Source organism: Streptomyces sp. NPDC054842, from assembly GCF_053611025.1.
The window spans coordinates 166,484-187,961 of sequence record NZ_JBSGZN010000011.1 but is presented as its reverse complement, the minus strand read 5'-3'; the positions used below and the strand labels follow the sequence as shown (position 1 = coordinate 187,961).

Here is a 21,478-nt window from a genome sequence, read left to right as displayed (position 1 = left end):
GTATCGGCGGGCCCGCTGGTCGACACCGTCGGGACGACAGGATTTGAACCTGCGACCCCTTGACCCCCAGTCAAGTGCGCTACCAAGCTGCGCCACGTCCCGGTGTGCCCTCCGCGGTGACCCGCGGAACGACGCGAACAGAACTTTACCGCACGTCGGCGGCTGGTCCGAAGGGGGCGCGGGGGCGGCGGCCGGCCCCGGGCGGGACAATCGGAGGATGACCGGGACTTCTGCGGGGCGGACGGACGACGGGCGCGACCGGGACGTGGAGGGCCGGGCGCGCAACGCCCGGCCCCGGGACGGGCTGGGCCGCCCGCTGCCGTACGGCGCGGACGGCGTGGAGCGGCAGGAAGAAGGGGTCGTGCGCGGCCCGGCGGAGTCGGTCGGCGAGGCGCAGGCGCTGCTGGACGCGGGCAAGCCGTTCCACGCGCACGAGGTCTTCGAGGACGCCTGGAAGTCGGGCCCCGACGACGAGCGCGCGCTGTGGCGCGCGCTGGCCCAGCTCGCGGTGGGCCTCACGCACGCGGCGCGCGGGAACACCACGGGCGGTGCCCGGCTGCTGCGGCGGGGCGCCGGGGGCGTCGAGGAGTGGGCCGCCGACATGGGCCGGACCCGGCCGCACGGGCTGGACTTGGCGCATCTCGCCTCCTGGGCACGGGAGTTGGCGGGGGTCGTGGAGCGCGACGGGCGGGCCGTCGACGCCGGCCGGTGGGCACCGCGGCTTACCGGGACGGCGCCCCGCTAGGCCGTCCCGCGCGGCCCGGGGACGCCTGCGCCGGGAGGGGCGGGACGGGCGGGAGCCCGCGGGCCGGACGCGGTGCGGGGCGCGCCGGCGGCGTGCGGCAGACTCGGGGCCGTGCGAAAGATTCATGTCATCGGAATCGGGGCGGGCGATCCCGAGCAGCTGACCCTGCAGGCGGTCAGAGCACTGAGGAGCACGGACGTGTTCTTCATCCTGGACAAGGGCGAGGTGAAGTCCGACCTCGTCCGGCTGCGCCGTGACATCCTCGACGCGCACGTGCCGCCGGGGACGTACCGGCTGGCCGAGGCGACCGACCCGGACCGCGACCGGGCGGCCGGGGGTGCGGCCTACTCCCCGGCCGTCGGGGACTGGCGCAGCGCCCGCGCCCGGATCTACGAGCGGCTGATCGCCGAGGAGCTGGGCGAGGACGAGAGCGGCGCCTTCCTGGTGTGGGGCGACCCCGCGCTCTACGACAGCACCCTCGGCATCCTGGAGGAGATCCTCGACCGGGGCGCGGTGACGTTCACGTACGACGTGGTGCCCGGCATCAGCAGCGTCTCGGCGCTCGTCGCCAAGCACCGCACGGGACTGAACCGGGTCGCGCGGCCGGTGCAGATCACCACGGGGCGGCGGCTCGCGGAGGGCTTCCCCGAGGGCGTCGACGACGTCGTGGTGATGCTCGACGCCCACCAGGCGTTCCGGGCGTACGCGGACGAGGACATCGACATCTACTGGGGCGCCTACATCGGCACCCCGGACGAGATCCTCGTCTCCGGCCCCCTCGCCGAGGCGGCCCCGCGCATCGAGCGGCTGCGCGCGGAGGCCCGGGAACGCAAGGGCTGGATCATGGACACGTACCTGCTGCGCAGGCGTCCCCGGGACTAGCCACCCGGGCGGAGCCTCCCCGCATGCAGGGGCCGTGGCCCGGTGTGAGGGTGGCACCGTGACGACCACGACGGAATCCGCGCCGCCCGCCGTTCCGGAGCCGGCTCCCCCGGTCCTGGACAAGCGGCGCCGGAACGTCGTCTTCGTGACGATCATGCTCGGTGTGCTGCTGGCGGCGCTCGACCAGACCATCGTGGGGACGGCCCTGCCGACGATCGTGTCGGATCTGGGCGGCGCGGAGCACATGTCGTGGGTCGTCACCGCGTATCTGCTGGCCGAGACCGTCTCGACGGTCCTGGTCGGCAAGTTCGGCGACCTCTTCGGCCGCAAGGTGGTCTTCCAGGCGTCGGCCATCGTCTTCATCACCGGCTCGTTCCTGTGCGGCCTGGCCCCCAACATGACGATGCTGATCCTCTGGCGGGGCATGCAGGGCATCGGGGCCGGCGGGCTCATGGTCACGGCGATGGCGCTGATCGCCGACGTGATCCCGCTGCGGGAGCGGGGCAAGTACCAGGGCGCCATCGGTGCGGTGTTCGGGGTGGCCACCGTCGTCGGGCCGCTGCTGGGCGGGCTGTTCACCGATCACCTGTCCTGGCGCTGGGCCTTCTACGTCAACGTGCCCATCGCGGTCGCCGTGGTGGTCGCGGCGGCCAGGACGATCCCCGTCGTGAAGTCGGCGCTCCGCCCGGTGATCGACTATCTCGGCATCGCCCTCGTCGCGGCCGGCGCGAGCGCCCTGATCCTGGCGACGAGCTGGGGCGGCAACCAGTACGCGTGGGGCTCGGGCGTCATCATCGGCCTGTTCGTGGGCGGGGTGATCGCCCTCGGCCTGTTCTGCCTGGTCGAGACGCGCGCCGCCGAACCGATGCTGCCGATGCGGCTGTTCGGCAATCCCGTGTTCACGGTCTGCTCCGTCCTCAGCTTCATCGTGGGCTTCGCGATGCTCGGCGCGCTGACCTATCTGCCGACCTATCTCCAGTACGTCGACGGCGACTCGGCGACCGTTTCCGGGGTGCGCACGCTGCCCCTGGTGATCGGTCTGCTCATCGCGTCCGTCTTCAGCGGCAACGTGGTCAGCAAGACCGGGCAGTACCGGGTGTTCCCGATCGTCGGCTCGCTGGTGATGGGCCTCGGGCTGTATCTGCTCTCCCTCATGGGACCGGACACCGGCGCGTGGCTCGCGTCGCTCTACATGTTCATCCTGGGCACCGGGATCGGCCTGAGCATGCAGGTGCTGACCATCGCCGTGCAGAACACCGTGGAGTACTCCGACCTCGGCACGGCGACCTCCGGGGTGACGTTCTTCCGGACGCTCGGCAGCGCCTTCGGCACCGCCGTGTTCGGCACCGTCTACACCAACGCGCTCACGCCGAACCTGCGGCAGGGCGTCGAGGCCGCGAGCACCACCGCGGCCGCCGACCCGGCCGTCGTCGCGCGGGCCGCGCAGAGCCCGCAGGGCCTGCACGAACTGCCGCCGACGGTGGCCGAGCCGGTCGTCCAGGCGTACGCCGACACCCTGCACACCGTCTTCCTGTGGGCGGTGCCGGTCGCGCTGCTCGGGTTCGTCGTCGCCCTGTTCCTCAAGCAGGTGGAGCTGCGGGACAGCGCGCGGCGGGGTTCGACGGACATGGGCGAGGGCTTCGCGTCGCCGTCCACCGCGGACTCCCAGCTGCTCCTGGAGACCACCGTCGGGAAGATCATCGGCGCCACGGAGCTGGACACCGCGCGCCGGGTCGTGCTGGAGTCCGACACCCGCCTCGACGTCGCGGGGGCGTGGGCCGTGATGCAGGTCGAGCTGTTCACGCGGATGGTCGGCCACGCCGGACTGGGGCTGATCGCCGCCCGGCGTCATCTGCCGCCCGAAGTCCTCGTGCCGGTCTTCGACCGCATGGTCGAGGAGGGTTATCTCACCCGGCACGGCTCGCTGTTCTCCCACACCGAGGCGGGCCGGCGCGAGGCGGCCGTCATCAGCCGGGCGTGGGGTGACTGGCTGGCGGAGCGGGTGGAGCGGGACCACGGCCGTCCCTCGGGGGCGGACCTGCGGGCCGCGGTCGACACCATCGCCAAGCGGCTGCTCGCCGAGGACCTGGCCACCGGCCTGCCGGGGCAACCCCGGGACCCGGCCGCCATCGGCGCGCGGGACGGGGAGAAGGCGCCCGTTCCGTAGGGCGCGCGTGGTCCCGCCGGTCTACGGGGTGCAGCCCAGCCGGTCCAGGGCGGCGGCCACGTCGGTCACCGCCAGGACTCCCTCGGGCAGCGGCGGACGGCGTACGACGACGACCGGCACGCCCAGTTCGCGGGCGGCGGTGAGCTTGGCCGAGGTCGCCTCTCCCCCGCTGTCCTTGGTCACCAGGACGTCGATGCGGTGCTCGCGGAGCAGCGCGGTCTCGCCGGCCACGGTGAACGGGCCGCGGGCCAGCAGCACCCGCGTCCGCGGCGGCATCGGCGGCCCTGGCGGCTCGACGGACCGGACGAGGAAGTGCAGCGCGGTCAGCTCCGCGAACGCCGCGAGGCCCAGCCGGCCCGTGGTGAGGAAGACCCGGCGGCCCAGGCGGGGCAGTACCTCGGCGGCCTCGGGCAGGGACGCGACCGGGTGCCAGACGTCACCGGGACCCGGCGTCCAGCCCGGGCGGCGCAGGACCACCGCCGGGACGCCGGTCGCCGCCGCGGCCCGCGCCGCGTTCGCGGTGATGCCCGCGGCGAAGGGGTGCGTGGCGTCGGCCACGGCGTCCGCGCGGTGCTCGCGCAGCCAGGCCGCGAGACCGTCCGCGCCGCCGAACCCGCCGACGCGGACCTCGCCGTCGAGTGCGCCCGGCCGGGACACGCGCCCGGCGAGGGAGGTCGTCACCCGCACGCCGGGCAGCTCGGCCAGGCGGGCGGCGAGCTCGCGCGCCTCGGTCGTACCGCCGAGGACCAGGATGTGCCGGGACATGGCGACGAGCGTACGAGGGCGGGGGGTCCGCTTCCGCGCCGGGTGCCGTCCGGCAGGGCTCAGCGCACCAGGAGCTGGACGCCGCCGACGATCGTCGCGGCGATCACGAGTCGTTCGAACAGCCGCTGGTTGATGTGGTGCACCGCCCACTTGCCGAGCAGGGCCCCCGGCACCACGAACGCCGCGAGCGCCGCGTCGAGCAGCAGCGAGTTTCCGTCGATCAGGCCGAGGCCGACGCTGAAGGGCACCTTGGACACGTTGACGATGAGGAAGAAGAAGGCCGAGGTGCCGAGGAAACCGAGCTTGCGGAAGCCGGCGGAGAGCAGGTACAGCGACATCACGGGGCCGCCCGCGTTGGCGACCATGGTGGTGAAGCCGCCCAGGACACCGTACGAACGCGCCTTGATCCGGCCCGTGCGCGTGGCCACGGAGTCGGGCTCCGGTTCCGGGTCGGCGGCGCGGCGGCGCCACAGGGTGACCGCCGCCATGAACAGCAGGATCGCGCCGATGGACGTCCGGACCACGCCGTCGTCGGCCCACACCAGGAACAGCGTGCCGAGGACGACGCCCGCGGCGACGGCGGGGAACAGCCGCCACAGCGTGGGCCAGTGGGCGTGCCGCCGGTAGGTCAGGACGGCGAGGACGTCGCCGACGATCAGGACGGGCAGGAGCACGCCGGTGGAGGCGCGGGCCGGCAGGACGGCGGCGAAGATCGCGAGGCTGACCGTGTTGGCCCCGCTCACCGCGGTCTTCGAGAAGCCGACGAGCAGGGCCGCCGCGGCGAGGGCGGCGAACTGCCAGGGGGATATGTGCCAGAGAGTCATCGTGTTCATGCGGAGACCGATGCTATGTCCACCTACCCCGCCCGACGGGGGCGGCCCGTCGGACACCGCCCGCGCCGGGGGCGGTGTCCGACCTGCGGAGTCCTCGCCGGGGCCGCCCGGCGGACCCGGCGCCCGAGGCACCGGCGGGCGCTTCCCGCGCCGGGGCTGCCCGACGGACGGCTCCTCTCCTGGGGCGGCCCGACGGACGGCTCCTCGCCGTCGGCTGCCTGGCGGACGGTTCCTCGCCGGGGCTGCCCGACGGACGGCTCCTCGCCGGGGCTGCCTGGCAGACGGTTCCCTCGCGCGGGTTGGGCCGACGGACGGTCCCCGCGCCCGTGGACCCGGCGGACGCCTGCCGTGTCCGGGCGGAGCCGGCGGACGCTCTGGCACCGGGACCCGGCGAATGCCCTCGTACCCAGGCGGGTCCGGGGGCGGCTCCGCGCCGGGGTCGGCGGAGGTCCCCGCGTCGGGGCCGGCGAACGTCCCCGCACAGGCGTCCGGCGGCGGCCCCCGCGCCGGGGACCGGTGGGAACTCGCCGCGCCGGAGCCCCGGCGGACGGTCCTTCGTCAAGTGACCCTCCGCCGCACGCGGGCCCGGCTGGGCGTCGGACGGCGCCTCACCGGGGCTGTCGGTCAGACCGCCCCGCGTCGGGCCCGGCGGCAGCGCGCCCGCCGGGGCGGGGGCGGCGTGCCGTCGGGGTCAGCCCGCGTAGCGCGCTCGCAGCTCCCGCTTCAAAACCTTCATGCTCGGGCCCAGCGGGAGTTCGTCGGCGAACTCCACCCGGCGCGGGTACTTGTGCCGGCCGAGGTGCTCCTTGGACCACTCGGTGATGCCGGCGGCGTCCGGTGCGGCTCCCGGCTCGGGGACGACGACCGCGCAGACCTCCTCGCCGTGCAGTTCGTCGGGCAGGCCGATCACCGCGACCTGGGCGACCCCGGGGTGGCGCATCAGGACCTCCTCGACCTCCCGCGGGTAGACGTTGAAGCCGCCGCGGATGACGACGTCCTTCTTGCGGTCGACGATCCGCAGGAACCCGTCGTCGTCCTTCGTACCGAGGTCGCCGGTGCGGAACCAGCCGTCGACCACGGCCTCCGCGGTGGCCTCGGGCCGGTTCAGGTACCCGGAGAAGACGTTGTGCCCGCGGATGACGACCTCGCCGAGCTCTCCCGGCGGGAGCAGTTCGACGCGCCCCTCGACGTCGGCGCGCGCGATCTCCACGTCCACGCCCCACAGGGGGTGCCCGATGGTGCCGGCCCGGGTGCCGAACAGGGGCTGGTTCACGGTCGCGGTCGGCGAGGTCTCGGACAGTCCGTACCCCTCGTAGATCGTCGCGCCAAAGGCCGCCTCGAAGCGTTCCAGGACGGCGACGGGCAGCGAGGCGCCGCCGGAGACGCACACCCGCAGGTCGGGGAGCGCGTCCAGGGAGCCCGCGACGGCGGCCAGCGCGACGAACATGGTGGGCACGCCGTGGAAGGTGTTGACGCCCTCCTTCACCATCAGCTCGACGGCGCGCGCCGCGTCGAAGCGGGGCAGCAGGACGAGGGTCGCGCCCGCCCGCCACGTGGAGTTCATGGAGACGGTCTGGCCGAAGGCGTGGAACAGCGGGAGGGCGCCGAGGGCGATGTCGTCCGGCCGGATGTCGTTGGCGTCGAAGGCGTTGACGGTCGCGTTCATCACCAGGTTGAAGTGGCTGAGCACGGCGCCCTTGGGGACGCCGGTGGTGCCGCTGGTGTAGAAGACCACGGCCGGGTCGTCGGCCTGGCGGGTGACGTACGACGGCAGCGGCTCGGCCCGCGCGGCGAGCCCCTCGAACTCGTCGCCGAGGGTCACCATCGGCACGTCCGTGGCGCGGGCCGCCGCCGCGCCGGTCTCCGCCTGCGCCGGGTGGCACAGCAGCAGGGTCGCGCCGCTGTCCTTCAGGACGTGCCCGACCTCGTCGGCGGACAGCAGCAGGTGGACGGGGACGACCACACCGCCGGCCGCCGCGATGGCGTAGTACGCCTGCGGGAACTCGGCGGTGTTGGGTGCCATCAGCGCCACCCGGTCCCCCGGCCGTACGCCGAGCCCGGCGAGGGCGCCGGCCTGGGCGAGAGCGCGCCGCCACACCTCGGCGAAGGTGAGACGCAGGTCGCCTTCGACGAGCGCCGTCCGGTCGGGGCGGCGGCGGGCGTTCTCGGCGAGGATCGCGGCGAGGGACAGGGTTGCCATGGAGGAGTACTCCGTTTCCGTGCTGGTGCGGCTCTGGACCAGGTCGTTGCGTGCGGGTGCGGTCGCTCAGGCGCGCTCGACGAGCACCGCGCTGCCCTGCCCGACGCCGACGCACATCGTGGCGAGGCCGCGCGCCGCGCCGGAGCGCCGCATGCGGTGCAGCAGGGTGGTGAGGATGCGGGCGCCCGAGCAGCCCAGGGGATGGCCGAGCGCGATGGCGCCGCCCGTCGGGTTGACCAGCTCCGGGTCGATGCCGAGCCGGTCGACGCAGGCCAGCGCCTGGGCGGCGAACGCCTCGTTGAACTCGGCCTCCTCGATGTCGCCGACCGTCCAGCCGACGCGTCCGAGCGCCTTCTCGGTGGCGGGCACCGGCCCGATGCCCATGACGTCGGGGTGGACGCCCGCGGAGGCGCCGGCGACGTACCGGCCGAGGGACTCCAGGCCCAGTTCGTCCAGCGCGTCCTCGCTGACCAGGAGGAGTCCCGCGGCGCCGTCGTTCATCGGCGAGGCGTTGCCCGCGGTGACCGTGCCGCCGGGGCGGAACACGGGCTTGAGCCGGGACAGCTTCTCGTACGAGGTGTCCTCGCGGACGCACTCGTCGGCGTCGACCACGACGCCGTCGGGCCGGGTGACGGGCAGCAGCTCGGCGTCGAACCACCCGTTCTTGCGGGCGTCGGCGGCGCGCTGGTGGCTGCGGAGCGCGAACTCGTCCTGGCGCTCGCGCGGGACGCCGTACCGCTCGGCGACCTCCTCGGCGGTCTCGCCCATGGAGAGCACGCCGTGCAGGTCCTTCATCGCCGGGTTGACCAGGCGCCAGCCGAGCCTGGTGTCGACGGTCTCGATGCGGTGCGGCAGGGCCTCGTCGGGGCGGGGCAGCACGAAGGGGGCGCGGCTCATGGACTCGGAGCCGCCGGCGAGCACGACGTCCGCCTCGCCCGCGGCGATCGTGCGGGCCGCCGTGGTGACGGCCTCCAGTCCGGAGGCGCACAGCCGGTTGACGGTGGCGCCGGGCACGGTCTCGGGCAGCCCGGCCAGCAGGGCGGCCATGCGGGCGACGTTGCGGTTGTCCTCGCCCGCCTGGTTGGCCGCGCCCCAATAGACGTCGTCGATCCGGGCCGGGTCGAGGGCGGGCGCGTCGGCGACGAGGGCGCGCAGGACGGCCGCCGCGAGATCGTCGGGCCTGACGGAGGAGAGGGCTCCGCGCAGCTTGCCGATGGGGGTGCGGCGGGCGGCCGCGAAGTGGACGGGACGCACGACAGGACTCCTGGGGGACACCGGACTATGACGAGGACCACATTAATTAGCACTGCTAGTTTTTGACTATAGACCGCCGCCCCGGCACCTGGGAAGACCTCCCGGGAACCGGCCCCGACCGTACCGGACCGGATGGATCAGGCCCTGTTTCCGCCCATCCGTCCTGGGCACCCGCGCGGGAAGCAGTACCGGATGTTCCCGGCCGGAGGACCGGCAGCGCGGCGACCGGACCCGCGCGCACGGGGACGACGGCACGCCCGGAAGGAGCGCACGATGACCGACGCCCTCGAACTCGACGCCCTGTGGGAGGAGTTCCACCGCGTGGTGAACATGACCTCGCAGGAGCTCGCCGCGTGGCTGCGGGTCCGCGACGCCGACGAGAACGCCGAACCGCTCCCGGAGCACGCGGGCACACCCACCGGTCAGCATGTGCTCGCCATCCTCCAGAAGCGGCGCACGGACCTGACGGACGACGACGTCCGTGTCATGTACGAGGTCGTGGACACCGTCACCGCCGAGACCGACGCGGAGAAGGAGCCCCTCGCCGACGACGAGCGGCGGCGCCACCGGCTGATGACCCTCGGGCACGACGCCCTCAGGCCGCCGCAGTGAGGTGAGCGTGAGCGACAGGCAGCGACGCGTGACCGAGGCGCTCGTCGCCTCCCACGGCCGCACGTACGCCGAGGAGGCGGGCATCGCGCTGCGCGACACCCCGCAGCCGCTGTACCGCACCCTCGTCCTGGCCTCGCTTCTGAGCGCGCGCATCCGCGCCTCCGTCGCCGTCGCGACCGCCCGCGCCCTGTACGACTTCGGTCTGCGCGACCCCCGCTCCATGGCCGAGGCGCCCCGGCAGCGGCGGATCGACGCCCTCGGGGCCGGCGGCTACCGGCGTTACGACGAGCGCACGGCGACGCAACTGGCCGACGGCGCGCGCCTGCTGACGGACCGTTGGCACGGTGATCTACGGCGCATGCGGGACGAGGCCGACGGCGACCTCCCGGAACTGCGCAGGCTCCTGAGGGAGTTGCCCGGAATCGGGCCCGCTGGCGCGGACATCTTCCTTCGCGAGGTGCAGCGCGTCTGGCCCGGGACGGCGCCCTTCATCGACGGCAAGGCACTGTCCGGCGCGCGGCGGCTCGGCCTGCCGGAGGACGCCGGCCGCCTGGCCGAACTCGCCGGGGACACCGAACCGGCCGTCCTGGCCGCCGCGTTGGTGCGCGCGGCCCTGGACCGGCGGGTGGCCGAGGACGTCCTGGAAGCCGTCGGGTGACGGACGGCCGAGGACGTCACGGACGCCCTTCGCGGACGCCCTTCGATGACGGGCGACCTGCGTCAATGGTCGTGGGGCGATCACGCGGGGCGGGCGCGGCCGGGGAGCCGCGTCACCGCCGCGAATCACCGCCAGGGCGGCCGACGTCGCCGCGAAGCCAGGGGCCCTCACCGCGTCGCGCCGGCCGGCCATCAGGTTCACCGCGTCCCGCCGGCCGCCGCCGGCCGGCGCGCAGGCTCCGTACACCAGGGCGGCAGGGACCCGCGGTCGTACGGCGGCGGGCGATCCGCGCGTGCCGGACGGCGGGCGCGGGCCGCGCGGTCAGCCCTGCTGTGCGGTGATGTGGTGGATGACCTCGTGGAACTCCTTGGTGGGCGAGAAGTCGACGTACTCGCAGTCCTCCAGGGCCTCCGGGGCGTGGCCGGGCGCCCAGTAGAACGCCTGTCCCGCCTCGTACGTCTCCTCGCCGTCCTCGGTGCGCATTCTCAGCCGTCCCTTGAGCAGGACACCCCAGTGCGGGCACTGGCACAGATCGCCGGGAAGGCCCTTGAGCGCGGGCCCCATGTCCGTGCCCTTCGGGAACCGCGCGTACGCCACCGACATCTCGCCGCCCATCTCCCGCGTGCGCAGTTCCACTCCCCCGCCCTCGATCGCGACGGGCGTCTCGCTGCGTGTCGTGGCCGTCATGGCTCCTCCTCCGCCGGCCCGGGCCCGTGGCCGGACCTGGGAAAACACCGCCTTTCCTCCAGCCTGCCCCCGGAGTGTCGGGGGCGCGACACGGGAACGGCGGACCGCCGGGTCGTACCGCGCGACCCGGGTACTCGTCGCGCATGACCACCCACACTCCTCCCCCGCCCGCCGTCCGCAGCCGCGGCCGGACCACCCGCACCGAGCTGCTCGGCATCTACCTCAACGACCACCTGAGCGCCGCCACCGCGGGCGCCGAGCGCGCCCGGTACATGACAGGGTCCCTGCACGGCTCGGTGCTCGGCGCCGCCGTGGAACCGGTCGCCGCGGAGATCGCCGAGGACCGGGCGGCCCTGCTCGACGTCATGCGGCGGCTCGGCGTGCCCGTCCGGCGGTACAAGGTCCTGGCGGGCCGGCTCGGCGAACGGCTGGGCCGCCTCAAGGCCAACGGCCACCTCGTACGGCGTTCCCCGCTCAGTTCCGTGCTGGAACTGGAGGCGCTGCGGCTCGGGGTGGAGGCCAAGGCGTCGGCGTGGCGGCTGCTGCGCCTGCTCGCGGAGAGCGACGAGCGCCTGGAGCCGCGGCGGTTCGACGAACTCCTGGAGCGCGCGACCCGCCAGCTGGGCACGCTGGAGGCGCTGCGCGTCCAGCAGAGCAGGACGACGTTCCGCTCGGCCTGAGGGACCGTACCGCCCACGGCGGGACGGTCCCGCCCGTGGAGGGGCGGGACCGTCCGCGCGTCACCGGGCCGGTGCCGCGCCGGGCGCCGGAAGCGGGGCCGGGGCGTATCCGGCGGGCCGGGCGGTGAAGACACCCCGGCCCTGGGTACGGCTGCGCAGCCGCGTCGCGTAGCCGAACAGCTCGGCCAGCGGCACCGTGGCCGTGATCACCGCCGCTCCCCCGCGTGCGGTGGAGCCGCCGACCCGGCCGCGGCGGGCGGCCAGGTCGCCCAGCACGCCGCCCACGGCGTCGCCCGGCACGGTGACCGTGACGTCGGCCACCGGTTCCAGCAGCGCCATCGTGCTCGCCCGCAGGGCCTCCCGCAGCGCCAGCCGGCCCGCGGTCCTGAACGCCGGCTCCGAGGAGTCCTTGACGTGCGTCGCCCCGTCGGTGAGCACCACCCGCAGCCCCGTCACCGGGTGACCGGCGAGCGGCCCCTCCGCCAGCGCGTCACGGCAGCCCGCCTCCACCGCGCGCACGTACTCCTGCGGCACCCGTCCGCCGACGACGGCCGACCGGAACGCGAAGCCCGTGACGCCGGCGTCGTCGCCGTCGAGCGGTTCCACGTCGAGGACGACATGGGCGAACTGACCGGCGCCGCCGTCCTGTTTGACGTGCCGGTACACCAGTCCGCTCACCCCGCGCACGACGGTCTCCCGGTAGGCCACCTTCGGCCGGCCGACACGGACGTCCAGGCCGTGGGCGCGGCGGACCTTCTCCACCGCCACCTCCAGGTGCAGTTCGCCCATGCCCGACAGCGTCGTCTGGCCGGTCTCCGGGTCGGTGCGGACGACCAGCGAGGGGTCCTCCTCCACCAGGCGTGCCAGAGCCGACGTCAGACGGTCCGTGTCCGTGCCCGTGCGCGCCTCGACGGCCGCGGAGACCACCGGGTCGGCCGCGGTGGGCGGTTCGAGCACCAGGGGCGCCCCGGCCGCGCACAGGGTCGATCCGGCGCGGGTCGTCCTCAGGCCGATCACGGCGACGATGTCACCCGCCACCGCCCGGTCCAGCGGGGCGTGCCGGTCGGCCTGCACGCGCAGGACCCGGCCGACGCGTTCGCTCTGCCGCGTACTCGCGTTCCACACCGTCTCTCCCTTCCGGATCGTTCCCGAGTACAGGCGCAGGAAGGTCAGGCGGCCCATGTCGGTCGCGTTGACCTTGAACGCCAGCGCCGCGAGCGGTGCCGCCGGATCGGCGGTCCGCTCCTGCTCCGTGCCCTCCCAGGTGCCCCGCGCCGCGGGCACGTCCAGCGGCGAGGGCAGATAGGCCACCACGGCGTCCAGCAGCGGCTCGATCCCGCGGTTGCGGTAGGCCGAGCCGCACAGCACGACCACGCCCTCACCGCTGCGGGTCAGGTCGCGCAGCGCGGACGCCAGCGTGCCGGCGGACAGGGCCGACGTCGCGCAGAACTCCTCCAGCGCGAGCGGATGCAGTTCCGCCACCGCCTCCTCCAGCAGCCTGCGCCGCCGCCGCGCCTCGTCGCGCAGTTCCTCGGGTACGGGCCCCTCCGTCGCCGTGTCCTCGCCGTCGGCCCAGACCAGGGACCGCATGCGCAGCAGGTCCACGACACCGGTGAAGGCGCCCTCCGCGCCGATCGGCAACTGGACGGCGAGCGGCGCGGGATGGAGCCGCTCGCGGATCGACTCGACCGCCGCGTCGAGGTCGGCGCCCACGCGGTCCAGCTTGTTGACGAAGGCGATGCGGGGGACGCCGTACCGGTCGGCCTGCCGCCACACCGCCTCGCTCTGCGGCTCGACGCCCGCGACGGCGTCGAACACGGCGACCGCGCCGTCGAGCACCCGCAGCGAACGCGCCACCTCGTCGGCGAAGTCGACGTGGCCCGGGGTGTCGATCAGGTTGACGCGGTGACCGTCCCAGTCGCAGCTCACGGCCGCGGCGAAGATGGTGATGCCCCGGTCGCGTTCCTGGGAGTCGAAGTCCGTGACGGTCGTGCCGTCGTGGACCTCGCCGCGTTTGTGCGTGGCGCCGGTGAGGTAGAGGATCCGCTCGGTGACGGTGGTCTTCCCGGCGTCGACGTGGGCGAGGATGCCCAGGTTGCGGACGGCGGTCAGCGGGTTGGTGGGGTGACGGTGCAGGTCGGTACGCACGGCCCGTGCCTTTCGGAGCGATGCTGGAAAAAGGGCGGCGCGATTCCCGGACGAAGTCGTCCACGAGCGGCCCGCGTCGGGCCCCGGAACAGCACAGGGGCACCAACTAGCGGGCGGGCAAAGAGCCTTGACTTACCGTCAGACTGGCGGTCGTCAGGCGTTCGTCACGGGCGTCCGGTGCCGGCCGCGCAGCGGGCACCGGCCGGACGAGGACACGAGGATCACGTCGTAGCGCGACCGGGGAACGGCGGTGGTCGTGTGGCAACGCACGGCCGGGCTCCCCTCTTCGTGACGGTGTGCGCGGCGACGGCCGGACGCGCACGGTGTGTGGCGAGTGTAGGGAGCCGGACGGGCGCGGGGCACGCGGTTTTCCGTGCGCGGACCCCGGATGCAGCACGGCGCCCCGCGGCCCACCATGGACAGGGAGGGGCAGGGGCAACCGCTCGGGCTCCGTGTCAGGAGGCGTCCATGCCGCTCATCGGCCACACCACCGACGTCCTGGTCGTCGGAGCGGGTCCGGTCGGGCTCACGGCGGCCGGGGAACTGCGCCGTCGCGGTGTCCGGGTCCGTGTCGTGGACCGGCTCCCGGCCCGGCTGCCGTACGCCAAGGCCGTGGGCGTCCAGCCGCGCACGCTGGAGGTCTGGGACCGGATGGGCCTCGTGCGGGAGGCCCTGGAGGCGGCCGTCCCCATGCGCGGACAGCTGGTGTACGTCAACGGCGCCGAGCAGGGCGCGTTCGACCTCGTCCTGCCCCCCGAGGTGCCGTACGGGTTCGCCGCGCTGCCGCAGTACGAGACCGAGCGCATCCTCGAAGGGTTCCTGGCGCGCTTCGGCACGCCGGTCGAGCGCGGTACGGAGCTCGTGGGGTTCCGCCAGGACGAGGACGGGGTGACCGCCCGGCTCGTCAGCACGTCCGCGCCGGGCGGTGAGGCGGCCCCCGTGCGCCGCGAGGAGGAGGTCAGGTGCCGGTACCTGGTCGGCTGCGACGGCGCGCACAGCGTCGTGCGCAAGGGGCTCGGTCTCGGCTTCGAGGGCGGAGCCTTCCCGGAGGAGTACATGCTGGCCGACGTCGAGGTCGACTGGGACCTGCCCCCGGGCTACGGCGTGCGCGCCATGCACCGGGGGGCGGACGGCGCCGTCGACGACATCCTGGTGTGCATCCCGCTGCCGGGACACGGCCGCTACCGCATGTCCACGATGGTGCCGCCCGCGCTCTCCACGGCCGGACGGATCCCGGACGGCGGGACGGGCGGGGACGCGGTGGCGCACGGGCTCGAAGGCGGCACGGCGCCGGGGCTCGCGGACATCCAGAAAGTGCTCGACCGTCTGTCGCCGCAGCCCGTGACGGCGTCGGCCCTCCGCTGGTCCTCGGTGTTCCGCATCAGCCACCGGATCGTGGACCGGTACGGCGAGGGGCGGGTCTTCGTCGCCGGGGACGCCGCGCACATCCATCCGCCGACCGGCGCGCAGGGCATGAACACCGGCATCCAGGACGCGTTCAACCTGGCCTGGAAGCTCGCCCTCGCGGTCGAGGGGGCGGCGCATCCGGCCCTGCTCGCCAGCTACGACGCCGAGCGGCGCCCGGTGGGCGAGGAGGTCGTCGGGCGTACCGTGCGCCACGCCGCCGAGGGCGTCCAGGCCGACCCGGAGGACCCGGCGACGCTGATGCTGCGCGAGGCACAGCTCCTCGTCGGTTACCGGGGCAGCCCGGTCGTGGACGCGCCGGACGCGGCGGCGGCCGGGGCGGGCCCGCGGCCCGGTGACCGGGTCCCGGACTGCGGCGGCCTCGCCGGGCCGATCGCGACCGGTGCGCTGCGGCTGTACGACGTGCTCCGGGAACGCGACCACGTACTCCTGCTGTACGGGACGGGGGCCGCCGACGAGGGCTTCGAGGAACTGGCGCGCGCCGCAGCAGAGTCGGCGGGTGGACGCGTGGTGACCGTCGCCGTCGTCCGGTCGGCCGACGCGGCGGCCGACACGGGACCGCTCCCCAAGTACCTTGACTCGCGAGGTGAGTTCACGCGCGGCTTCGCGGCGCAGGCCCCGACCGCCTTCCTCGTACGGCCCGACGGCTACCTGGCGGCGCGGCTGCATCCGCCGGAGCCGCGGGCGCTCGCCGCGTGCCTCACGCGGGTGTTCGGCGCGTAGGGATCTCCGGCGCGCAGGGGTCTCCGCAGCGCCCGGGACCCGTCGCCCCGCCGCCGAAGTCGGCGCGCAAGGGGGCAGGTTGCGGGCATCCCGCCCGCCGCCCTCCGGGTGAACGCCGAAGTGCTCCCGCGACACGCGCTGCCTACGGCCGGCGCCGGATGTACCACCCCACGATCAGGACGAGCAGGATCGCGACGACGAACGCCCATACGGTGGGCGCGCCTTGGTAGGTGCCGTGGTGCGGGTGGGCCGACATGCCGTACGGGTACCCGGCCGCCCGCCGGACGTGCCCCCGCCGCGCGGACCGGGGCGCTCGTCCGACCCTCCTCCCGCGCAGCTCACCGGGGCGCCTGCCCGAAAGAATGAATCGCCTCCCGAAAGCCGCGTGTCCCGGCGGTGGAGCAAGCACTGTGCGGAGCGGACCAGTCGGCGGCGCACTGCCCGTCGGTGGGTGTCGCGCCCGTGCGCGACGGGGTGGGTGCCGCGGCGAGTGCGGGACGAGGCGAGGGGTGCGCGTGGGCGGAGACCGGCCGGAGGAGCGGCGACGGGTGTCGTTACAGGACCGGGCGCGCTACCGGTTCGACCGTACGCTGGCCCGCAGCACCGGTTCCCTGATGGGCTGGCTGGTCGTCGGCTGCCTGGGATTCGTCGTCCCGGTGAGCGCGCTGCTGGTGTGGACGGACCCCGGCGCGCCGCGCTCGCTCTCGGGCCGGCTGACGGCGGTGTGGCGGTCCACTGCGGAGACCCTGCGGCTGGGGGCGGTGGACGGTACGCCGCTGCGCATGCTGCTCGCGGCCGTGCTCGGACTGGTCGCCCTGCTCTGCGTGTCGACCCTCGTCGGGGTGATCACGACCGGCCTGGCCGAGCGGCTCGCGGAACTGAGCCGGGGCCGGTCGACGGTCCTGGAGGAGGACCACGCCGTCGTACTCGGCTGGTCGGACCAGGTGTTCACGGTCGTGGCGGAGCTGGTCGCCGCGCAGCTCCCGCACCGGCCGCGGGCGGTCGTCCTGCTCGCCGACCGGGACAAGACCGAGATGGAGCGGGCGCTGGCCGCTCACGTCGGCCCGCCCGGCCGGGCGCGGCTGATCTGCCGCAGCGGGCCCGCGAGCGATCCCGCCGTACTGGCCCTGGTCAGCCCCCGGACGGCGCGCACCGTGCTGGTGCTGCCGTCCGGGGAGCCGACGGCCGACGCCGAGGTGCTGCGCACGCTGCTGGCGCTCCGGGCCGTGCTCGGGGAGGACACGGAGGGGCCGCCGGTCCTCGCGGCGGTGCGCGACGACCGGTACCGGGCGGCGGCCCGGCTGGCCGCCGGGCCGCGGGGCACGGTCCTGGAGACCGACACGGTCACGGCCCGGCTGATCGCGCAGTGCGTCGGCCGTCCCGGCCTGTCCCTCGTCCTGCGCGACCTGCTCGACTTCGCCGGTGACGAGTTCCACCTCGCCGATGCCGACGCGTTCCACGGGCGTCCCTTCGGCGCCGCCCTGCTGGGCCACGCCGGCGCCTGCGTGGTGGGGCTGCTCACCCCGCGGGGCCGTACGCTCCTCAATCCGCCCGCGGACACGGTGATCGCCCCCGGGAGCAGGCTGATCGTCCTCACCCGTGACGAGGCGGCGGCCCGGCCGGAGGACTGCCGGCACCTCGTCGAGCGGCCGGCGATCGCGACCGCGCCACCGCCGCCGGAGGACGCCGCGCACCTGCTGCTGCTCGGCTGGAACCGGCGGGCGCCCCTCGTCGTGGACCAGCTGCGGCGCACGGCACGGCCGGGTTCCGTGCTCGACGTGGTGACGGACCGGTCCGTGCCCGCGCCGGCCCGGGAGCCCGATCCGGAGCCGTCGGGCGCCTCCCGGCTGTCCGTACGGTTCCAGTCCGCCGCCCTGTCGCGGCCCGAGACCCTGCTCGGCTTCGACCTCACCCCGTACGACGGGACGGTCGTCCTCGGGCCGGACCCGGGCGACGGACCGGACCGCCCGGACGACCGGACGCTGGTGACGCTGCTGGCCCTGCGGCTCGTGGAGGAACGCACCGGACGGGCGTTGCGGGTGGTCACCGAGCTGACCGACGACCGCAACCGGCCGCTGGCCCCCCTCGACCCCGGCTCCGACGTCATCGTCAGCGGGGAGCTGACCGGCCTGCTCATGGCGCAGATCGCGCAGAACCGGCATCTGGCGGCCGTGTTCGACGAGTTGTTCTCCGCCGACGGCAGCACGATCTGCCTGAAGCCGGCGGGGCACTACGTCCGCCCGGGGAGCGTGACCACGTTCGCGACGGTCGTGGCCGCCGCGCGCGACCGCGGCGAGTGCGCGATCGGCTACCGCCGCCACGACCGGCGGGCGACGCCTCCGGACCACGGAGTCCGCCTCAACCCGCCCAAGGCGGAGCGCCGCGAGTGGACCCCGGACGACCAGGTCATCCTGGTCGCCACGGACCCACCCGAGCAGGAAACCCCGGCCACCCCGCCGACCCCGGACATCCCGGTCCCGGACATCCCGGTCCCGGACACCCCGCCGACCCCGGACATCCCGGTCCCGAACCAGGCTCACGAGGACGCTCCTCGTACCCACGGGGAGACCGACCCTCGCGTCCGTTGAGGCGCCTGTCGCTTCGGCGGACCAGGTGGGGTCAAGGCCCCGGTGCACGTGCGCCGTTGGGGCGTACGACGCAGTGGGTCGCTGCGGGTGGCCTGAGGGTGCACGCCGGCCCGTGGCCCAGGGGAGCCCCGGCCGACTGGTCACCGGTCGTGGGGGCCGGCGGGGTCGGGGGCGAAGTCGCGATCGGAGTCGCGATCGGGATCGGGGTCAAGCCGAGGTCGGGATCGGCGTCCGAATCGCGGTCGAGGCCGGGTCAGCGTCCGGATCGGGGTCGAGGCCGGGTCAGCGTCCGGATCACGGTCAAGGGCGAGGCGGCGTCGGCGGCCGGCTCGGGGGCGAGTCCTCGTCGGCGTCGGGGTCGGGCTCGGCGTCCGGATCACGGCCGAAGCAGGGGTCGAAGTCGGAGTCGGCGTCCGGATCATGGTCCGGGGGTGAGTCGGCGTCGGCGTGGGGGCTGGCGTCGGCGGCGAGGTCGGGGGCGGTGGTGAGGTCGGGGACAGGATCGGCCTGGCAGGTTAGGGTCTGGCGCATGCGCCTGGCCCTCTTCGACCTGGACGGGACCCTGGTCGACCGTCGTTCCGCGTTCGCCGATGCCGTCGCGGACCTCACCCGCACGCACGGCTACGGGCCCGACGTCGAGCACTGGATGCTCACGCACCTCGCCGACCGGGGCTGCCCCGAGGACTTCGCCCGGCTCCGGGAGGTCTTCAACCTGGACGAGTCCGCCGCCGGACTGTGGCGCGCGTACATCGACCGTATGACGGCCGCCGTCACCTGCCGACCCGCCGTGCTGGACAGCCTGGCCCGTCTCCGGGCCGCCTCCTGGACCGTCGGGGTCGTGACGAACGGGCCGTCCGACATCCAGCGCGCCAAGATCCGCGCCACCGGCCTCGCCGACCTGATCGACGGGATCGCGGCCAGCGGCGACATCGACGTCCGCAAACCCGACCCCCGCCTCTTCGAGCTGGCGGCGGCCCGCTGCGGCACCCAGCTCTCCCGGGACGACTGGATGATCGGCGACGACCCGGAGAACGACATCGCGGGCGGCTACAAGGCGGGCCTGCAGCCCATCTGGGTGCGCGGCCTGACCTGGCCCGACGATCTCTCCGTCCCCCATCACAGCGTGGACGACGTCACCCAGGCGATCGACTACCTGCTCACGCACTCCGCCGGCTGACGGAGCCGGCGGCCGGGTCGGCCGGCCGGGGCGCACGGCATCGCGCGGGCCCGCCGCCCGGGACCGGTCCTCACGCCTCGTCGGACGACCGCTGGCGCTGTTCGGTCTCGCGCATCTCGCGCGTACGGCGGCCGACCTCGCCGACCCGGTCGGCGAGGTCGGGATGCGCCCTCCGCAGATGCGGTCCGGCCGCCGAGAGGGGATCGAGCAGGCGGGCCGGATCACTGTCGCCGAGGGCCGCGTGCAGGTCGGCCAGCGCCTCCTTCGCCGCCGCGGGCAGGTCGGGCAGCGCGGTGATCGTCCCGGCGAGCTGGCGCAGGGCGGCCGCGTGGTCGTGGGCCCAGGACGCGACGGAACGGTCCGCCGCCCGCCGGTCACGGGTGGCCCGCACGCGCTGCTCCTTCGTCGTACCGGCCTCCCCGGGGCGCACCCGCAGGTACCGCCGCTCGGCGGCCTGGCGGCTGGAGACACCGAGCGGGCGGGCGAGGTCCGCCCAGCTCGCACCGGCCTCCCGGGCCGTCTCGATGAGCCCCGGTTCCCAGCCGGCGAGCTGTTCGCGCACCTCGCGCAGGAGCAGCAGCGCCTCCATGGCCTGCTCGGGGTCGTCGGTCGAGGAGGCGTCGGCGTCCCGGGCCGTCCGCATGGCCTCCGCGATGGCCTCCAGCGCCGCGGCCGCCGCCAGGAAGGAGGCCGGGGCCGGCGTTCCGTCGTCGTTCATCGCCTCTCCTTCGTCTCGGTCCGGCCCCCGTCGGCGCCGTCATCAGGTGGATGACATCTCGCTTGTCGTCGGATGGATGACATGCTACAACGGAGTCAGGTGAAGCGCATTGGCAGCAACTGCCTGAACTTGCTGGAGGTGTTTCCCGTGTTGATGCGCACCGACCCGTTCCGTGAACTCGACCGGCTGGCCCAGCACCTGATGGGTCCGGGAACGTGGTCCCGCCCCTCCGCGATGCCGATGGACGCCTATCGCGACGGCGACGAGTACGTGATCGCCTTCGACCTGCCGGGCATCGACCCCGAGGCCCTGGACATCGACGTCGAGCGGAACATGCTCACCGTGCGGGCGGAGCGCCGCCCCGTCGTACGGTCCGAGAACGCGCAGACGGAGCTCTCCGAGCGGCCGCTGGGCGTCTTCTCCCGCCAGGTCGTCCTGGCCGACACCCTGGACACCGAGCACATCACGGCCGACTACGAGGCCGGCGTCCTCACCCTGCGCATCCCGATCACCGAGCGGGCCAAGCCCCGGAAGATCAGCGTCCGCAGCGCCGGACAGCGCAAGGAGATCGACGGCTGAACCGCCGGCCGGACGCCCGCCGCCGCCCCGGGGCGGTGCCTCCAGCGCCCCGCCCCGCCCCGGCCGCGGCCGCAGGGGGCACCTCCCTGTAGGGACGCCGGCCCGCCGGACACCGGCCCACGTCAGACATCGGCCCACGCAAGGAAAGACGTCGCACCGCACATGACCCTCCTCTCCCCCGCACCCGCCGCCCCGGCCGCGCCCACGGCAGCCGTCACCTTCGAGCAGTTGCTGGAGAAGGTGCGCTACGAGGGCGCCTATCCCACCCGCCGGCGGGCCGAGGACGTCGTCCGCCGCGTCCTGGAAGCCCTCGGCCGGCAGCTGACGGGTGACGAGCGCGTCGAACTCGCCGCCCGGCTGCCCCGCGAGGCCGCCGCCTTCCTCGCCTCGCAGATCCCCTCCGGCGAGCCGCTCACCGGCTGGGGCTTCGTGAAGGACCTCGCCGAACGCAACGGTGCCTCCCCGGCGACGACGCGCTGGGACACCGGCTCGGTGCTCGGCGTCGTCGCCCGCCTCGCCGGCGACGACCTGATCTCCCGCATCATCCACCAACTGCCGGACGGCTACGCCCTGTTGTTCGGTCGGGCCCAGCTCGTCCAGGCGGCCTGACCCGCTCCCGGCACGACGCCCCAGGTCC

The 21,478-nt window shown here is 74.6% G+C and carries 19 protein-coding genes and 1 tRNA gene; 11 read left to right on the top strand and 9 right to left on the bottom strand.

Annotation, left to right across the window (positions count from 1 at the left end; all coding sequences use genetic code 11):
- Window positions 1-28: 28 nt before the first annotated feature.
- Window positions 29-102: transfer RNA gene (locus tag ACWGIS_RS11710), tRNA-Pro, on the bottom strand.
- A 115-nt stretch (window positions 103-217) separates the two neighbouring features.
- Between ACWGIS_RS11710 and ACWGIS_RS11705 the strand changes: the two genes are divergently transcribed.
- The 3 genes from ACWGIS_RS11705 (at window position 218) to ACWGIS_RS11695 (ending at window position 3,794) form a co-directional block, all read left to right on the top strand.
- Window positions 218-745, top strand: a complete 528-nt coding sequence (locus ACWGIS_RS11705; RefSeq protein WP_453362216.1) for a DUF309 domain-containing protein — start codon at window positions 218-220, stop codon at window positions 743-745.
- Between the two features lie 111 nt (window positions 746-856).
- Entirely contained in the window at window positions 857-1,627 is a 771-nt protein-coding gene (cobF, locus tag ACWGIS_RS11700; RefSeq protein WP_453362215.1) for a precorrin-6A synthase (deacetylating), read from the top strand.
- Between the two features lie 58 nt (window positions 1,628-1,685).
- Complete coding sequence (locus ACWGIS_RS11695; protein ID WP_453362214.1) at window positions 1,686-3,794, top strand: MDR family MFS transporter; 2,109 nt, start codon at window positions 1,686-1,688, stop codon at window positions 3,792-3,794.
- Between the two features lie 21 nt (window positions 3,795-3,815).
- Here the strand turns inward: ACWGIS_RS11695 and ACWGIS_RS11690 are convergent, their stop codons facing one another.
- The 4 genes from ACWGIS_RS11690 to ACWGIS_RS11675 form a co-directional block, all read right to left on the bottom strand.
- Window positions 3,816-4,559, bottom strand: a complete 744-nt coding sequence (locus ACWGIS_RS11690; RefSeq protein WP_453362213.1) for a cobalt-precorrin-6A reductase — start codon at window positions 4,557-4,559, stop codon at window positions 3,816-3,818.
- A 59-nt stretch (window positions 4,560-4,618) separates the two neighbouring features.
- Window positions 4,619-5,392, bottom strand: coding sequence for a sulfite exporter TauE/SafE family protein (locus tag ACWGIS_RS11685; RefSeq protein ID WP_453362212.1), 774 nt, complete (start codon window positions 5,390-5,392; stop codon window positions 4,619-4,621).
- A gap of 691 nt (window positions 5,393-6,083) precedes the next feature.
- Entirely contained in the window at window positions 6,084-7,592 is a 1,509-nt protein-coding gene (locus tag ACWGIS_RS11680; protein ID WP_453362211.1) for a long-chain-fatty-acid--CoA ligase, read from the bottom strand.
- Window positions 7,593-7,658: 66 nt separating this feature from the next.
- The gene (locus ACWGIS_RS11675; RefSeq protein WP_453362210.1) at window positions 7,659-8,846 is read right to left on the bottom strand and encodes a thiolase family protein; all 1,188 of its coding nucleotides are present in this window, start codon (window positions 8,844-8,846) and stop codon (window positions 7,659-7,661) included.
- Between the two features lie 273 nt (window positions 8,847-9,119).
- Between ACWGIS_RS11675 and ACWGIS_RS11670 the strand changes: the two genes are divergently transcribed.
- Window positions 9,120-9,458 (top strand): DUF3140 domain-containing protein, encoded by a 339-nt coding sequence (locus tag ACWGIS_RS11670; protein ID WP_453362209.1) that lies wholly within the window; start codon window positions 9,120-9,122, stop codon window positions 9,456-9,458.
- 7 nt (window positions 9,459-9,465) lie between these two features.
- Entirely contained in the window at window positions 9,466-10,116 is a 651-nt protein-coding gene (locus tag ACWGIS_RS11665; RefSeq protein ID WP_453362208.1) for an endonuclease, read from the top strand.
- Between the two features lie 321 nt (window positions 10,117-10,437).
- Here ACWGIS_RS11665 and ACWGIS_RS11660 read toward each other — a convergent pair whose 3' ends face one another.
- Window positions 10,438-10,803, bottom strand: coding sequence for a hypothetical protein (locus ACWGIS_RS11660; protein WP_453362207.1), 366 nt, complete (start codon window positions 10,801-10,803; stop codon window positions 10,438-10,440).
- A gap of 143 nt (window positions 10,804-10,946) precedes the next feature.
- Between ACWGIS_RS11660 and ACWGIS_RS11655 the strand changes: the two genes are divergently transcribed.
- Window positions 10,947-11,483 (top strand): hypothetical protein, encoded by a 537-nt coding sequence (locus ACWGIS_RS11655; protein ID WP_453362206.1) that lies wholly within the window; start codon window positions 10,947-10,949, stop codon window positions 11,481-11,483.
- 60 nt (window positions 11,484-11,543) lie between these two features.
- On the opposite strand, the gene fusA is transcribed toward ACWGIS_RS11655, so the two are convergent.
- Window positions 11,544-13,631 (bottom strand): elongation factor G, encoded by a 2,088-nt coding sequence (gene fusA / locus ACWGIS_RS11650; RefSeq protein ID WP_453362205.1) that lies wholly within the window; start codon window positions 13,629-13,631, stop codon window positions 11,544-11,546.
- Window positions 13,632-14,099: 468 nt separating this feature from the next.
- Here fusA and ACWGIS_RS11645 point away from each other — a divergent pair, with 468 nt between their 5' ends.
- A complete protein-coding gene (locus tag ACWGIS_RS11645; RefSeq protein WP_453362204.1) occupies window positions 14,100-15,779 on the top strand; it encodes an FAD-dependent monooxygenase in 1,680 nt (559 codons plus the stop codon).
- Between the two features lie 548 nt (window positions 15,780-16,327).
- Window positions 16,328-18,367 carry a CASTOR/POLLUX-related putative ion channel gene (locus ACWGIS_RS11640; protein WP_453362203.1) on the top strand — a complete coding sequence of 680 codons (2,040 nt, stop codon included), beginning with the start codon at window positions 16,328-16,330 and terminating at the stop codon, window positions 18,365-18,367.
- 300 nt (window positions 18,368-18,667) lie between these two features.
- Here ACWGIS_RS11640 and ACWGIS_RS11635 read toward each other — a convergent pair whose 3' ends face one another.
- Entirely contained in the window at window positions 18,668-18,898 is a 231-nt protein-coding gene (locus tag ACWGIS_RS11635) for a hypothetical protein (protein ID WP_453362202.1), read from the bottom strand.
- Between ACWGIS_RS11635 and ACWGIS_RS11630 the strand changes: the two genes are divergently transcribed.
- A complete protein-coding gene (locus tag ACWGIS_RS11630) occupies window positions 18,897-19,544 on the top strand; it encodes an HAD family hydrolase (protein ID WP_453362201.1) in 648 nt (215 codons plus the stop codon). The genes ACWGIS_RS11635 and ACWGIS_RS11630 overlap by 2 nt on opposite strands.
- 70 nt (window positions 19,545-19,614) lie before the next feature.
- On the opposite strand, the gene ACWGIS_RS11625 is transcribed toward ACWGIS_RS11630, so the two are convergent.
- Complete coding sequence (locus ACWGIS_RS11625; RefSeq protein ID WP_453362200.1) at window positions 19,615-20,262, bottom strand: type III effector protein; 648 nt, start codon at window positions 20,260-20,262, stop codon at window positions 19,615-19,617.
- Between the two features lie 147 nt (window positions 20,263-20,409).
- Here ACWGIS_RS11625 and ACWGIS_RS11620 point away from each other — a divergent pair, with 147 nt between their 5' ends.
- Window positions 20,410-20,841, top strand: coding sequence for an Hsp20/alpha crystallin family protein (locus ACWGIS_RS11620; RefSeq protein WP_453362199.1), 432 nt, complete (start codon window positions 20,410-20,412; stop codon window positions 20,839-20,841).
- A 162-nt stretch (window positions 20,842-21,003) separates the two neighbouring features.
- Window positions 21,004-21,450 carry a DUF2267 domain-containing protein gene (locus tag ACWGIS_RS11615; RefSeq protein WP_453362198.1) on the top strand — a complete coding sequence of 149 codons (447 nt, stop codon included), beginning with the start codon at window positions 21,004-21,006 and terminating at the stop codon, window positions 21,448-21,450.
- Window positions 21,451-21,478 lie beyond the last annotated feature (28 nt).